The sequence below is a fragment of the Sutterella wadsworthensis genome (assembly GCF_003315195.1).
GTDB lineage: Bacteria > Pseudomonadota > Gammaproteobacteria > Burkholderiales > Burkholderiaceae_F > Sutterella > Sutterella wadsworthensis.
In genome coordinates, this window is sequence record NZ_QNRV01000010.1 from 16374 (window position 1) to 30811 (window position 14438).

Sequence of the window (14438 nt, forward strand, 5' to 3'; positions counted from 1 at the left end):
TGGGAAAGACGGCCCTAACCAGACTGAGTTTGAGCGGCTCAGTCTTTTAGGCGAGTGTCGCAACCATCAGCGCTTTGATGGTATGCATACGGTTGCCCGCCTGCTCAAAGACGATAGAGGCCGGAGACTCAAACACTTCTTCCGTCACTTCCACGCCGTCGGCAAGTTCAGGATGCTCCGCAATCACATTGGCGCCAACCTTGGTTTCGTCATTGTGATAGGCCGGCAGACAATGCATGAACTTCACTTGCGGATTCCCCGACGCAGCCATCAAGGCAGCATTGACCTGATAGGGCTTCAAAAGCGCAATACGTTCTGCCCAAACCTCTGCCGGCTCACCCATCGACACCCAGATGTCGGTGTGAATGAAGTCAACGCCCGCCACGGCCTCGTTGGGATCCTCTGTGATGGTAATGTGCGCGCCGGAAACGGCAGCCAGCTCTTCAGCCAGAGCGATGATTTCTGCCGAAGGCCAGTAGGCTTTCGGTGCGCCGATGCGCACGTCCATACCCATCTTGGCACCAATCATCAGCAGCGAATTGCCGGTATTGAAGCGGGCATCGCCAAGATAGGCAAAAGAAATGTCTTTCCAGGCTTTGCCGCAGGACTCCTTCATCGTCATCAGATCGCAAAGCATCTGAGTCGGATGCCATTCATCGGTCAGGCCGTTGTAGACCGGAACGCCGGCGTAGGCAGCCAGCTCTTCAACCGTTTCCTGCTTGAAGCCGCGGAACTCAATGGCATCAAAGATTTGCCCGAGCACACGAGCCGTGTCCTTGATGCTTTCCTTGTGACCGATTTGCGAAGAATGGGATTCAAAGAAAGTGGTGCCGGCGCCTTGGTCATGCGCCCCTACTTCAAAAGCACTGCGTGTGCGGGTGGAGGTCTTTTCAAAAATAAGGGCGATGTTTTTGCCTTTGAGTCGCTGCACTTCATTGCCCATGCGCTTGGCCTTTTTAAGGTCAATGGCGAGATCGACGAGATAGTCGATTTCAGCAGGCGTGTGGTGAACGAGGGAAAGAAGGCTGCGGCCGCGAAGATTCATCGGCATGAAAAGCTCCTTGGGAGTGGGTTCAAAGAACTGCGAAATAAGACTGCTGGGCGGATCATCCAAAGCATTTCATCTTGAAGGACTGCCCCTTTCCAGCAGACATTTCGCAGCTCTGCGTGGGATACGTGGATTCATTCTACGGAGAAGCGATCTTGAATCTTTAGGGCATTATCCCTATGTGAACTGACGGCCGATTAGGCTTTAACTCTTTGTTTTTATTATGTTTCTAATCGTCGACCATTGTGCAGATACCGCACGAGTGCCGGGCGAAAAACTCGAACAAGAAAAGAACGTCTTCTCGTGAAAAGTCTTTTTCCGCCGCCCGTTAGGCGATCTTCAATAGGATGGCTGGCCGAAGACAATTGGCGCAGCCGTCACAATGGAGGGTCAGTCTTTTGCTGGTATTGCAATACCGCGCCGCTCAGCTTCGGCAATACAGGCGTTGACCACTTCGCGAGCCCATCGCGCACCGCCGACAGCGCGAAAGAACTCTCGCTGTTCGCGCGTCACGCGCGCAACGATGCACACGGATGCGCCGTTGCTTTCTTCTGCGCCGCCCAAGCGTCGACGTGAACGCTGATCCGCAGGCTGAAGCTTTGAAGGCAGACGGCTCAATGACTTTGAACGTCCAGTCGTCGGCTTGCTCTGAGGCAGGATGACGGAAGCCGGATCGCCGGCGCTCAATTTCGGCATCACTTTGGGCTGCGTCATATCCTCTCCTTAAATCCTGTGCATTGTTTGCTTTAGGCCGCCTCTGCCAGCCGGCTGACTAGCGGGACGGACTGAGCCGCCTGTGGCAAACTAACTGCTTTAAGGCAATCCTATTCTTTCAGGCGCGCAGAGAATACCCGTGCTTTCGCGCAGAACAGCACGCCAATCTGCATGCTGCGCATTTCAAGACTCATTGATCATGTCCCGACTTCGACTGGCCTCCTGGAACGTCAACTCCCTTAAAGTGCGTCTGCCGCAGGTGCTCGACTGGCTAGAATCAGCCAAAATCGATGCATTGGTCATGCAGGAAACAAAAACAACTGACGACGTTTTTCCCCAAGCCGCATTCGCCGAAGCCGGATTCGATGTTTTCTTTTTAGGTCAGAAAACATATAACGGCGTTGCACTCTGTTCTCGCCAAACAACAGTTAAGACTTCGGATGTTGTGCTTGGTCTCCCTGGCTGGCCCGATCCGCAAAAACGTTTTATTTCGGCACTCCTATCACCCCTAGCGGCTCCCGAACAGCCGCCGATTCGTTTTTGCGGGGGCTACTTTCCCAACGGTCAAGCGGTAGGTTCATCAAAGTATCTCTATAAGCTCGACTGGATTGCCGTGCTTGAACGTACGCTCAAAACTTATCTTGCCGATACCCCCAGACTGGTGCTCGGCGGCGACTTTAACATTGCGCCCGCCGACGCCGACGTTTGGAATCCGGAAGCTTGGCGCGGAAAGATTCTCTGCTCAGAGCCGGAGCGAAAGGCACTCGAGCGCCTCTTTGCACTCGGCCTTTACGACAGCTTCAGACTCTTTACGCAGCCCGCAGAGCGCTTTTCTTGGTGGGACTATCGTCAGAGCGGCTTCGAACGCAATCACGGTCTGCGCATTGATCTGCTGCTTGTTTCCGAAGCACTCAAAGGGGCTGTTGAAAGTGCGTCCATTGACGACGGCCCCCGCGGCAATCCTCAGCCTTCAGATCATGCGCCGGTTATGTTGGACCTCTCACTCTGAGTGACATCATTGAGCAACTAGCCGATCCCCATAAAAAACAAGACATCATGAACGCTAAGCCAAAACTCCGCATCGGCATTCCCGGAGACTATCTTCCTTTCGGCATCATCAATGAGGATTCTCCGCTGGGATTTGCCGGGCATGATGTGGATCTGGCGGCTGAGCTCTGCCGCGAAGCCGGTTTAGCCCCGCTTTTCGTTCTGACAACCTGGCCCACGTTTATGAAGGATCTCGCCGAAGGCCGTTTTGACATCGCAGCGGGCGGCGTATCGTGGGTTCCTGAACGCGCGCGCTTAACCGATGCGCTGCCGCGCTATGCGCCCTTTGCCAAAGTTGCGCTTATTCGGCGAGACTCAATCGACCGCTTTCAAACTCCCGAAGACCTGAATCAGCCCGATGTACGCGTCATCAAGAACCCCGGCGGCACCAATGAACGCTGGGTGGACACCAATCTGACCCGGGCACAGGTAGCCACCGTGGCAGACAACGCCACCATTCCTGCCCGCATTGCCAATGAAGTGGGTGACGTCATGATCACAGATTCCTTTGAGGCACATTGGTACGCCTCCCGCGATGTGCGCCTCACGCTTGCCATGAATGGACGCCACCTGACGCCCACGGCGTGGAAGACGATGCTCGTTCGCCGCGGCGCCCGCCGCCCGGTGCTTCCCGGCCGAGAACATACGGCCGCCGCTTCCGAACCGCTTGCCCCGATCCTCTTTTCTGCCTGGGGTCGCCTGGAGCGCGCCGGTGTTCTTCAGACGCTGGCTGCCAAATGGCTGGGTGCAGGCAAACCTTCTGACGGAAACGCTCCACACTAAGAAAAAACCGCACAACTCGCCGAAATGACCGTCTGACAGGATACGCATTGGCCAAATCTGTGCTTTATTACTCTCCTTTATGAGGTATTTGGAAAAGATTGCTTCGATTAGCCTGACTGCATCGACTTCATGCAAAAGGAGATGCATTTATGCAACGTCGCGAACTTTTCCGTCTTGGAGCTTTGACCGGCATCGCCGCTGTAAGTGCTTCATTGCCGGCACGTGCCATGCCCTGCAGAAAAGATTGGGGGCTATCCGCCATTCATCTGACTGCCCTCAATTTGAAGCCAGAAGATCTTGCTATTCAGGCGCATCGAGCCGGATATTCTGCTATCGGCATTCGCATCAATCCGATCTCTAAGGGGTCGGTGGCATATCCCTACAAGGCAGGAAGTGCCGAAATCAAAGCATTCAAGAACCTTTTGAATGATCTTGGCATGCGTGTCCAAGGTGTCGATGGTTTCGCACTCAATAGCTTCACCGATCCGATGCAGTTTCAAGCGATTTTTGACACTTGCGGCGAGCTCGGCATCAAGAGCCTCTGCATCTGCGGCGATGCACCTGATAAAGAGAAATTTGCGAATATGTTCGGCAAACTGTGCGACATGGCAGCACCATACGGATTCCGAATTGATCTTGAGTTCATGGCATGGCGCACCATCGGCACGCTTGAACAAGCCTATGAGCTCGTTAAGATGGCCGACCGTAAGAACGGAACCATCGCGGTCGACTCACTTCATCTATACCGTTCGGGCGGAACGGCCGCCGACATCGATAAAGTGCCAGCTCGCTTCCTCGGCGACATTCATCTTTGCGACGCCGTGCGTACGCCACCGATTGACATGAAGCTCATTCAGATGGTGCGCGAAGGACGTGCCAACCTTGACAGTACAAGCGGAACGCCAAAAGGCTTTGAAGGACTTGTTCGAGAAGCCCGAGAAGGTCGCCTGCTTCCAGGCGATGGAGAGCTTCCGCTTGTTGATTTCATGAAGCACATGCCGCGCAGCTGCGCCATTGGCGTGGAAGTCCCTGTACCAGGCTTAGACAGTCAGACTGTCTTGAACCTCTCTTACGCACACTCGGTGCGTGTGCTTGAGAAACTCTGCTGAGTTCAAATCAGACGCCACAGTAGCACTTTGACTTTAGCGGCGTCGTTTATCAACCTTTTCAACGAGTTTGGGTTGCTGCTTCCTTTCCGGCAATCCGTCCGTAAACAATACAATCGGTAATCGCCCATCCGCCTACTCGGTCGGCCCCATGAAGACCTCCCGTTACTTCTCCTGCTGCGTAAAGGCCGGGAATCACCGAGAGGTCTTTACGCAGAACGCGTGCACGTTCGTCAAAACGAAGACCACCACAGCAATAGTGAACATAAAGGTGTTCCTTGCCGTAGTAGTACGGCGGCTGAGAAATATCCTGCGTAAATGTGGTCTTCCCGAAATCAAAATCGACACCTTCGCGCACGAAACGGTTGTAGCGTTCAAGCGTTTCCTTCAGCACTCGTGGCGAGACCTGCATCCCGGCAGCCATCTCCTCAATGCTGTCGGCTTTTTGCACAATGTCCTTCATGAGCTTTACAGAGCGACTGGCTCCCTTCGAAGATTGTGAATCTGTAACGACCCAGCATTCTCGATTAGGCAACTGCCAAATCTTTGATGCGATATGTTTCCACGAATCCCCCTCATTGACAAAGCGTCGGCCTTCCCCGGTGAGATAAATATCGGCACCAACATAGTCCGTGAGCCGACCTCCCCAGAAGGGAATGATTTGGATGCAGTCCATGTCAACCAAATCTGCGCCGAGTTTCCGTGCGAGGACAATACCGTCACCAGTCGCCGGATCTGCACCTTCTCGATAAGGGTCTGCTGTTGTCGTGAAAGTTGCATCCAGCCGAGGATCATAGTGTTCCCGCATGGCAACATTACCGCCGAAACCGCCAGTAGCAAGAACGATGGCTTTGGCAGTGAACATTTTCTCCACGCCATTGACTCGTGCTCGAATGCCAGAGATAGCGCCTTGAGGCGTCACATAAAGCAAATTGGCTTCGGCGTTCAGAAGTGTCGTCACGCCATGCATGCGCGCGGCCTTGTTAAGCGTAACGATGTAGTCATACCCCGCTCTCACCAGACTGGGAATGAAACTGCGCGAGGTGAGACCGGCTAAAGTCTGATAGGACTGCGGCGTCCAGACCAGTCCAAGAGAAGAAAGCCATTGATGTGCATCCTCGCTTTTCTCCACAAGCTGACGGACGAGTTGGGGATTGCCTCGTCCTTCTCCGGTTTTTAGAAAAACTTCCATTATTCGTTCAACAGCTTTTGTGTATGTAGCTTCATCTGCACCATCGTGCACGAGAACGCTCATATAGCCTGTCGAAAGAATGGTGTGCCCACCTAAAGTCGGCGTTTTTTCTAAAACCAAGACTCGCTTAGACCCGTTCTGTGCCGCACTCACTGCAGCAGAGAGCCCGGCAGCACCGCTCCCTACAACAATGACATCGTAGTTTTCAGCAGTTGATTCCGCTGCGAACGTCATTGCAGGAAGCGCTCCCAATACAAACAGAACATCTCTACGACTCAACATCAGCAGTTCTCCCTGCTGAGAATTTCAACCGTAATAAAAATCCGTGTGAGTTCAGCAGTACTCTTCACGCCAAGCTTGGCCTGCAGGTTTGCTCGATGCATCTTGACTGTTGTTTCCTCAATACCAAGCGATCGGGCGATTTCCTTGTTTCGCATACCCTCAGAAAGTAGTTTGGCAACCTCACGTTCTCTCCCAGTCAGTTTGCCAAGTCTTTCACGCAGGTCTGTCAACTCCTCTTCTCGTGCCGTCTTCTGAATGGTCCGTGCAACTGCTGTCGTCACTCGTTGGAGTAGCTTCTGCGGCTGAACTGGTTTTTCAAGAAAGTCGACGGCTCCATGCCGTATCGTATGGGTTGCCATCGCAATGTCGCCATGAGCAGAAAGAAAGATGATCGAAATATTTTTGATCTCACGCCGCATGAGCTCCTGCTGCAGTTCGAGTCCTGTCATGCCAGGCATGCGAACATCGAGAATGAGGCATCCTGGCCGAGTGAGTTCATCATCGGACAAAAAAGCGAGAGCGCTCTCATAGGTCTTAACGCTCCAACCAACGGACGCAAGGAGCATCTTCTGTGAGTTGCGAAGTTCCTCGTCGTCGTCAACGATTCGGATGAGCGGAAGCGTCGTGGTCATCGGTCTCCCTCCAATGCTTCAAAATCAACCAAAACCTGTATTCCTCCCGCAGGAAGCCGTTCGATAACAATAGTTGCCGAATGTGCGTCAGCGATGCTACGGATGATGCCCAGCCCCAACCCTAGTCCTCCGGAGGTCGAGTCACTAGCCTGAGTGAGACGCGCAAACGCTTCATCATCCAGTTTTGGACCGTTGTCTGCCACACAGAGACGATAGTTGCCGTTAACCAGAGTAACAGACACCCAAATCATCCCATCAACACGGCTCGAGACTGCATGAGCCGCGTTCTTGAGGAGATTAAGCAATAGGATTTCAAGCTCTAATTCATCACCCTGAATGAAGGCATTGGAGGCTAAATGCTCAACTCGCACAAGAGGCGAGAGGTCAGAATAGTGCGAGAGACTCATCAAGGCTTTTTGGACGATCCCATCGAGCATGCAAGGTGCGTGATGAGCATCCGGGCGTTTCACGTATGAGCGCACACGATCAATGATCGCTGAAATGCGGAAGGCCTCACGTTCGATGCTTTCTGCAGTTTCATCGAGTTGGTCATCGTCGACGCAGAGTACTTCAAGCCTCAACTTCGTCACCGCGATGTAATTCACGATTGCCGCCACGGGCTGCTTAAGTTCATGAGCGATCATGGAAGACATCTGTGCAGCGATCGTATTTCTTTCCATCCTATTGATGCGCTTGGCCATCGCCGCTTCCCGACTAGCAATTGCCTCCTTCTCAGCAATCGTTACCTTCAAGTCTCGAGTACGACGATTCACCAACCAGTTAAGCCGCACTTCATTGAGAAGCAACAAGCCAATTCCCAATATGCCGAGTGCGATCTCACGACTGAAGCGATGAATGAATTCCTTAAGTGTCCATTCTGGCGGGGCCCATGGCCCAATCTGCAGCGTGGCATAGAGCGAAGCGACTTCGTCAAACTTTCCTGCAATCTGCCAGGAAAAAGTGGGCTCTTCAGGCATCGTAAGCAACGCAATGCTCACATCCTTCAGCAATGTCGGCTGTGAAAAGTTGAGGGCTCCAAAAACAAGGTCGGGATAGAGTGACGAGGAGTGTGCGCAAGTGAGTCCATCGTAGTGATGCTCGTTGATGACTCGTAATCGCCCTTCGTCCAGAAGACCTGACGCCGTTGCCTTCTCCAGCTGACAGGCACTTAGCACCCCCGCATCACTTTTGCCTGAAAGCACGTTCGTAATCACGTCCGGGATTTGAAACGTCAGAAAATGCACCTCCCGAAAAAACGACTTTTCATCATATCCCTGCCGATGGATTTCTCCCTGCAATGCGAGCCAACCGCCAAGACTGTCTGGCAGGGAAGCCGCTACCGTTTTGTCTCGCAGATCTGCAAGCGAGTGAATTGTCGTATTGGTACTGGGGACAATCAGCGTCGAACCGACGGAGTGTACTGGATCAGCGGCACGATTCGTCTTGCGCACGGCGAGCGCTTGAGCACCGTAAACGTTGATGAGTTGGAGAAAGACGTCGCTTGGTGCCACGATGAAATCGGGGCGAATACGTCCTACATCATCGATCGTACGGTAAACGGAGAGCTCTAAGAGTTCAATTCGCCTGCCTGGGAGAGCCTTTTCAAGCCTCGCAATCGTCGGGTTAAGAGTCTCCGCCCTCCATCCCGGTTCATTGGTGTCCACGATGCCGACTACCACCCGTTCCTTCTCTGCGGCAAGCGCAGAGGAAACTATTAGCAGCATGACGGTGAGCAGGACAATTAGCGTCTTCATAGGTTCGATTCTATGAACGCCACCTGTACTTCATCTACCTCACAAAGTAGGTGGTTCGGAATCAGAGCGACTTTTAGATTGAATGCCAACCACGAGAAGTGCTGAGCACCTCGAATTCGAGCAGCTATCCGCCCAGCACAGGCTTTTCAAGGAGAAACCGCCATGTTCGATCGCCGCTCCCTCATCAAGTCCGCTGCCGGCAGCATGGCCGGAGCATTCCTTGCTCCCGCTTTTGCTTCATCCGTTCTCAGTCCTGACGATAAGCTCATGCCTGTTGATACTCGCAACGGACGAAGCGGCTGGGCCAAACCCGTCAAGCAGGTCATTCAAATCAAAAATTGCCGCATTGGTGAAGGTACGCCGAAAGTGATTGCATCTACAACGGCAAAAACGCCCGAAAGCTTTCTGAAGCTCATGAAGGAATATGCCGAGATGCCTGAACTTGACGCCATTGAGATGCGCCCTGACTACATCGGGGAGCTCTCTGGCAAGGAGTTTGCCGATCTTTCTCGAGAAGCTTACAAGCTCGCCGGCAATAAACCCGTCCTCATGACTTTCCGTGACAAAACCGAAGGTGGCGGTCGTCATGTAACCGATGACTGGTACGGTCAGTTCTACACGGAAGTACTCAACAACGGTGCCGTCGATTGGATCGACATTGAACAGTTCCGAGATATCTCCGTCTGCCGAGAAATTGTCAAACTTGCCAAAGCCAAAGGTAAAGTGGCGATGTTTTCCGACCATGAGTTCAAGTGGACCCCGTCGGAAGACGAAATCATTCGGCGTCTGCTTATGCAGGAAAAGGAGGGAAGCGACATTCTCAAACTCGCCGTCATGGCACACAACACCGGTGATGCACTGCGCCTGATGAGCGCCACCTGGAAAGTGCGAAACTACTACAGCGGCAAGCCAATGCTCACGATGGCCATGGGTCGCTGGGGCGTGCTTTCTCGCGCTACAGGTGAATTTACCGGTTCGGACCTCACGTTCGCCATGGTGGGTGGCATTCCCTCTGCCCCAGGCCAGATTCCGTACAAAGACGTGAAAAAAGTCATGGACATCCTTCACGATGCAATGTACCCGAAAGGTGCCTAATCACCTAAGGAAAGCACAAACGTCCGCCCTCAAGGGCTGATTTTTCTGAATGATCAACGCATAGGAAATCAACATATGCGCAAATTTGCTCTCTTAGCGTTAGCCTCTGCTGTCACCTTGGCTTGGGGAACCGCACAGGCATACACTCCCGGCATCTATAAGGCATCCGCTCCCGGTATGGGAGGTCCCGTTGAAGTAACCGTTGAGTTCTCAAAAGACGCTATTACCTCCATCACGGTATCCCCCAACAAAGAAACGCCGGGCATTGGTTCGACGGCTGTCGAACAACTTCCTGATGCGATTACTAAGAATCAGAGCCTTGGAGTGGACAGCATTTCCGGGGCAACTCGTACGAGCAGCGCCATCAAAGCTGCCGTTGCAGACTGCGTAAAACAAGCTGGTGGAGATCCAGATGCACTTGCGCTTGTTCCCATCAAGAAGACTGCTGGCTCCAAGAAGTCTCTTGAAACCGATCTCTTAATCGTAGGCGCCGGTGGTGCTGGTCAAGTTGCATCAATTCGTGCTTCTCAACTTGGCAAGAAAGTCATTCTGGTTGAAAAGATGCCCTTTGTCGGTGGCGCCGCAGCGATCAATGGCGGCACTGTCGTGATCCAAGGTTCCAAACTGCAAAGGGAGCTTGGAGTCCTTGACGACAGTCCTGAAATCATGCGACAAGACCTCCTAAAGAACGGTCATCAGAAAAATGATCTTGGCAAGCTCTCGCTATATGTAAACGGAATCGGTCCGACGATCGACTGGCTTCTCGACACAGGCCTGAAAATTGATACAAAAGCCGGCTTCACCAATGAAGCTGAGTACAGCAAACCGCGCTGTATTCGTTGGGTCGGCGGCGCTCCGGCAAATATGAAGTTGATGTTCGACCTTGTAAAGCAAAGCGGTACGCAAGTTTTTACGGGTACACGCGTTGAAAAACTTCTTGAAGAACATGGCCGTGTAGTGGGTGTTGAAGCGGAGGGTACAGACGGCACGAAATATACGATCCGCTCCCGTGCAGTTCTTCTTGCTACCGGCGGCTTTGGCTATGCCAAAGATCTCCTTACGGGGAACCTCAAGCAGTCGCTTTACTACGGTCCTGTCAGCTCAACCGGTGATGGGCATAAGATGGCTAAAGCTGTCGGAGCCAAACTGCAGATGATGGATCTTGGCAAGATTTACCCGAACGGCGTTGAAGTTGCTCCCGGTATCGCCAAATCAACTATCTGGGCGAACAAAAATGCCTTTGAAAAAGGTTCTGGTATTTTGATTGCCAAAACTGGCAAGCGCGTCATCAGTGAAACGGCTTCCAACAATGCGATCAAAAATGTTGAGCTTAAACAGCCTAAGTCGATGCTCTACATTCTGATGGACCAGCCGACGTTCGAGCTCTTCAAAAAAGGACTCAACATTGGCGGCATCACTGAGGGAGAGATCAACACCTGGATTGCGCAGGACGGTAAGAAAAGCCCCTTGCTCGTCAAAGCCGAGACAATTGAAGCTGCCGCGGAAAAACTCGGCATTAATGCAAAGAACCTTGTTGCGGAAGCTGCCGCCTATAACGGATTTGTCAAAGCAGGTAAGGATGCTGCCTTCGATCGACCGACCAAGTTCATGACAAAGACAATCTCCACGGAAGGTCCGTTCTACATCATCGAACAACAGCCACGCTTTGCGACGACGATGGGAGGAGTCGTAACAAACGACGATTTCAACGTACTTGACGACAAAGGAAACAAGATTGAAGGTCTCTTTGCGGCTGGAGAGCTTGTCGGCGGAGCCATGGGCGACGACTCCCCTCCGGGTGGCAACATGGGTTGGGCCGTCACTTCCGGCCGACTCGCTGCTGAAGGAGCAGTCAAAACCATCAAATAGCTACTGCAGCTTTTTTAAGCGTTAAATGTAGATATATTAAAGGGATATTGCAAAAGTCCAGACGAAAAGATCATGCAATATCCCCTTCTTCGTATTTATCTGCGATGTTTGAGAAACACCGTATTAACTCGAGATCCAACTCACAATCATGGTGAGGACAGAGGATTTTCATCACTTGCTCCCAGATGTGCTGCCCGACGGCATCTCAAACAAACAGCGCGAATGTTTCGCGCTGTTTGTTGTAACTTCGCCAAGGCAGACTGAGGGACTAGAAATCCTTTCAAGCTAGTCCCTCAAGCGATTGGATTATTTGACTGCGTTCACCCTGCGCGGCTGATTGAAAACACGAACGGGCGGCACCTCATCCTTCCAGAGCGAAACTTCCACATTGCCGGTTGAAGAAACATTGCCTCGGGCAATTTTGGAGGTAATAACGTCAATGGCAATCGTATTGGCATTGCCGTGAACATCGATGCGGCCTGCCGGCGTGTTTTCCGGTTCAAACCAAGCGCCGTGCTGAATAGAAACCACGCCCGGCTTGATGCGGTCACTGACCTGCAGCCCGCAGAGGCATGCTCCGCGACGGCATTTCACAAGTACGACGTCGCCATTTTTCAAGCCGCGCACTTGAGCATCCGCAGGGTTCATCCAAACGGGTTCTCGTTCTTCAACCGACCCGCGTCTGGCTGTGTTGACGTTGTCGAGCTGGCTGTGCATCCGATAGCGTGACTTCGGACTCACAAAAGCCAACGGATACTCCTTCGTTGCTTTAGCGGTACCTTCAATCGGTTCAAAGTAGCTGGGATGGCCTTTACAGTCGTCATAGCCATAGCTCGCGAGCTTGGGTGAATAAATCTGGATGAGCCCCGACTCTGTACCTAGGGAGTTGGCTTTTGGATCCTCTCGGAATGTCTTAAAGGAAACAAACTCTCGGTCCTTTTCTTCCACCTCGAAAAAGAGATACCCCTTCTCCCAGAAATCTTTGAATTCCGGCATGACAATGCCTTTTCGAGCACCGTTGTTGCGGCAATCGTTGTAGAACTTTTCGATCCACTGCATTTCGGTGCGGCCCTCCGTAAAGGCCTCTTCTATCCCCAAACGCTTAGCGAGCTGCGTACCAATCCAATAGTCGCTGCGCGACTCGTATTGCGGCTTGATAACCTGCTTCATTGCAACCAGACCGTCATTGGTTTCTGCGCCGATGTTGGTAATGTCATTGTGCTCAAAGGTCGTGCAGGCCGGCAGCACGATATCGGCGTGACGAGCCGTCGCAGACCATACATAGTCTGCGACGATCACGGTATCGGGCTTCTTCCAGGCCCTTTCAAGGCGGAAGGTATCGGGATGATGGCAGAACGGATTGCCGCCGCCCCACATCACCAGATGAATATCCGGATAGGTGCATTTCTGACCGTCAAAATCAACGGTCGCCCCGGGACGTTCCAACACCTCCGTGATAGCGGCAACAGGAAGCAGTTTTGTAGATTTCCACGGCAAAACCGGGCGCACTGGCTTGGGCGAACCCGGAAGACCGCTCATGATGGGGCCATTAGAGACCGGCGAACCCGCGCTTGCCGACTGATAGCGAGTGCCGAAGCCGCCGCCGGGAAGGCCAATTTGACCCAGTACAGCCGCGAGCGTAACAACCATCCAGGAAGTCTGTTCACCGTACTGTGCACGCTGCATGCCGTAGCCAAACATAATCATCGTGCGGTGTGCGGCCAGATCCTGCGCAAAGGCACGGATCTTTTGCGCTGGCACACCCGTGATCTCAGCCGCCCACTCCGGCGTCTTTTTCACGCCGTCCTCTTCACCCAAGAGGTATTTCTTCATCTCCTCCCAGCCGGAGCAGTATTTGGCAAGAAACGCATGATCAGCCTTGCCGGTCACTTCGAGCTCATACATCATCGCAGCCATCAGCGCACAGTCGGTACCCGGATTAGGCGCGATCCATTCAGAATCCATATAGGCAGCGGTATCCGTCACCAACGGGTTAACGGAATAGGTCTTGATGCCCTTCTTTTTAAGAGCGCGGAAATAACCAGCATGGTTGTGCAAAGGCGTAGCCGCATTGACGTCCGCTGTCACGAGCGGATTGCAGGCCCAAAAGACGATACGTTCCGTGTGCTTCAAAATCACTTCATAAGTCGTCATGCGCGGATTGGAAGTGCCGACAACATACGGCATGATCGACGCATGGGCTGCCTGACTGTATGAATTGCGCCTGCGTGAGAATCCGCCCATCAGATTGAGCAAACGATTGACGATAACAGTGGCTTGATTGAGCTTGCCAGTGGACTTCCAGCCGTAAGAGCTCCCATAGACGCCCGACGGACCATAGGTGTCATACACACGTTGAATTTCCTTGGCAGCGAGATCGAGAGCCGTCTCCCAAGAAACACGCACAAAGCGGTCTTCGCCACGGCGTTCGCGAGAAGCCGGACCATCTTTGAGGTAGCTTTCACGAACCATCGGATAGTGAATGCGAGCCTCTGAATAAGGCAGTTCGGCAAGGCCCTCCAAAACAAAGCTCGGCGCATAGTCAAACTCAAAAGGTTTGACACGAGTAATGCGGCCGCCTTGAACGACCGTACGCATGATGCCCCAGTGCGATGCATTGATGCTCTCGCCTTCATTCAAAATGGACGCGGCCTGCTCAAAGGTGCCCGTCGTATTCAGATCAATACCGGCTGCCGGCACCGGTTCATACACCATCTTGCTTTGGAGGCCTGCCGTGAATTCTTTCGGAATCTTACGGATATCAGATACCTGCGCCTGCGCCTTTTGAGTGGCCGGGATACCGACAGCCAGCCCAGCCGCTGTTGCCGTCTTGAATAAATGACGACGAGAAATATTTGTCATATTAAGACCCTCCTTATGTTATCAAGCTCAGCAACTCTGCTTGTCGGATAGACC

General features: G+C 52.9%; 11 protein-coding genes. 5 read left to right on the plus strand and 6 right to left on the minus strand.

All coding sequences use genetic code 11. From position 1 onward, the window contains the following. Positions 1 to 46: 46 nt before the first annotated feature. A complete protein-coding gene (argF, locus tag DES29_RS05785; RefSeq protein ID WP_005431734.1) occupies positions 47 to 1051 on the minus strand; it encodes an ornithine carbamoyltransferase in 1005 nt (334 codons plus the stop codon). Between the two features lie 387 nt (positions 1052 to 1438). After that, entirely contained in the window at positions 1439 to 1762 is a 324-nt protein-coding gene (locus DES29_RS05790) for a hypothetical protein (RefSeq protein ID WP_021995809.1), read from the minus strand. A 199-nt stretch (positions 1763 to 1961) separates the two neighbouring features. Here DES29_RS05790 and xth point away from each other — a divergent pair, with 199 nt between their 5' ends. The 3 genes from xth (at position 1962) to DES29_RS05805 (ending at position 4701) form a co-directional block, all read left to right on the plus strand. Further along, positions 1962 to 2771, plus strand: a complete 810-nt coding sequence (xth, locus tag DES29_RS05795; protein WP_005431736.1) for an exodeoxyribonuclease III — start codon at positions 1962 to 1964, stop codon at positions 2769 to 2771. Between the two features lie 47 nt (positions 2772 to 2818). Beyond that, positions 2819 to 3592: a transporter substrate-binding domain-containing protein gene (locus tag DES29_RS05800; protein ID WP_113854564.1), complete on the plus strand. Its 774-nt coding sequence runs from the start codon at positions 2819 to 2821 to the stop codon at positions 3590 to 3592. 149 nt (positions 3593 to 3741) lie between these two features. Further along, on the plus strand, positions 3742 to 4701 hold the full coding sequence (locus DES29_RS05805) for a sugar phosphate isomerase/epimerase family protein (RefSeq protein WP_021995811.1): 960 nt from the start codon (positions 3742 to 3744) through the stop codon (positions 4699 to 4701). 58 nt (positions 4702 to 4759) lie between these two features. Here DES29_RS05805 and DES29_RS05810 read toward each other — a convergent pair whose 3' ends face one another. The 3 genes from DES29_RS05810 to DES29_RS05820 are packed head-to-tail and all read right to left on the minus strand — an operon-like array spanning position 4760 to position 8558. After that, positions 4760 to 6172, minus strand: coding sequence for an FAD-dependent oxidoreductase (locus tag DES29_RS05810; protein WP_021995812.1), 1413 nt, complete (start codon positions 6170 to 6172; stop codon positions 4760 to 4762). Further along, on the minus strand, positions 6172 to 6804 hold the full coding sequence (locus tag DES29_RS05815) for a response regulator transcription factor (RefSeq protein WP_113854565.1): 633 nt from the start codon (positions 6802 to 6804) through the stop codon (positions 6172 to 6174). The genes DES29_RS05810 and DES29_RS05815 overlap by 1 nt, the downstream gene beginning before the upstream one ends. Next, positions 6801 to 8558, minus strand: coding sequence for a PhnD/SsuA/transferrin family substrate-binding protein (locus DES29_RS05820; protein WP_113854566.1), 1758 nt, complete (start codon positions 8556 to 8558; stop codon positions 6801 to 6803). Before DES29_RS05820 ends, DES29_RS05815 begins: the two co-directional genes overlap by 4 nt. A gap of 162 nt (positions 8559 to 8720) precedes the next feature. Between DES29_RS05820 and aroD the strand changes: the two genes are divergently transcribed. Both aroD and DES29_RS05830 read left to right on the plus strand, forming a co-directional pair. Further along, a complete protein-coding gene (gene aroD, locus DES29_RS05825; RefSeq protein WP_021995815.1) occupies positions 8721 to 9653 on the plus strand; it encodes a type I 3-dehydroquinate dehydratase in 933 nt (310 codons plus the stop codon). A gap of 75 nt (positions 9654 to 9728) precedes the next feature. Beyond that, entirely contained in the window at positions 9729 to 11522 is a 1794-nt protein-coding gene (locus DES29_RS05830; RefSeq protein WP_113854567.1) for an FAD-binding protein, read from the plus strand. A 306-nt stretch (positions 11523 to 11828) separates the two neighbouring features. Here the strand turns inward: DES29_RS05830 and DES29_RS05835 are convergent, their stop codons facing one another. Beyond that, positions 11829 to 14384: a molybdopterin-dependent oxidoreductase gene (locus DES29_RS05835; RefSeq protein ID WP_113854568.1), complete on the minus strand. Its 2556-nt coding sequence runs from the start codon at positions 14382 to 14384 to the stop codon at positions 11829 to 11831. Between the last annotated feature and the right edge of the window lie 54 nt (positions 14385 to 14438).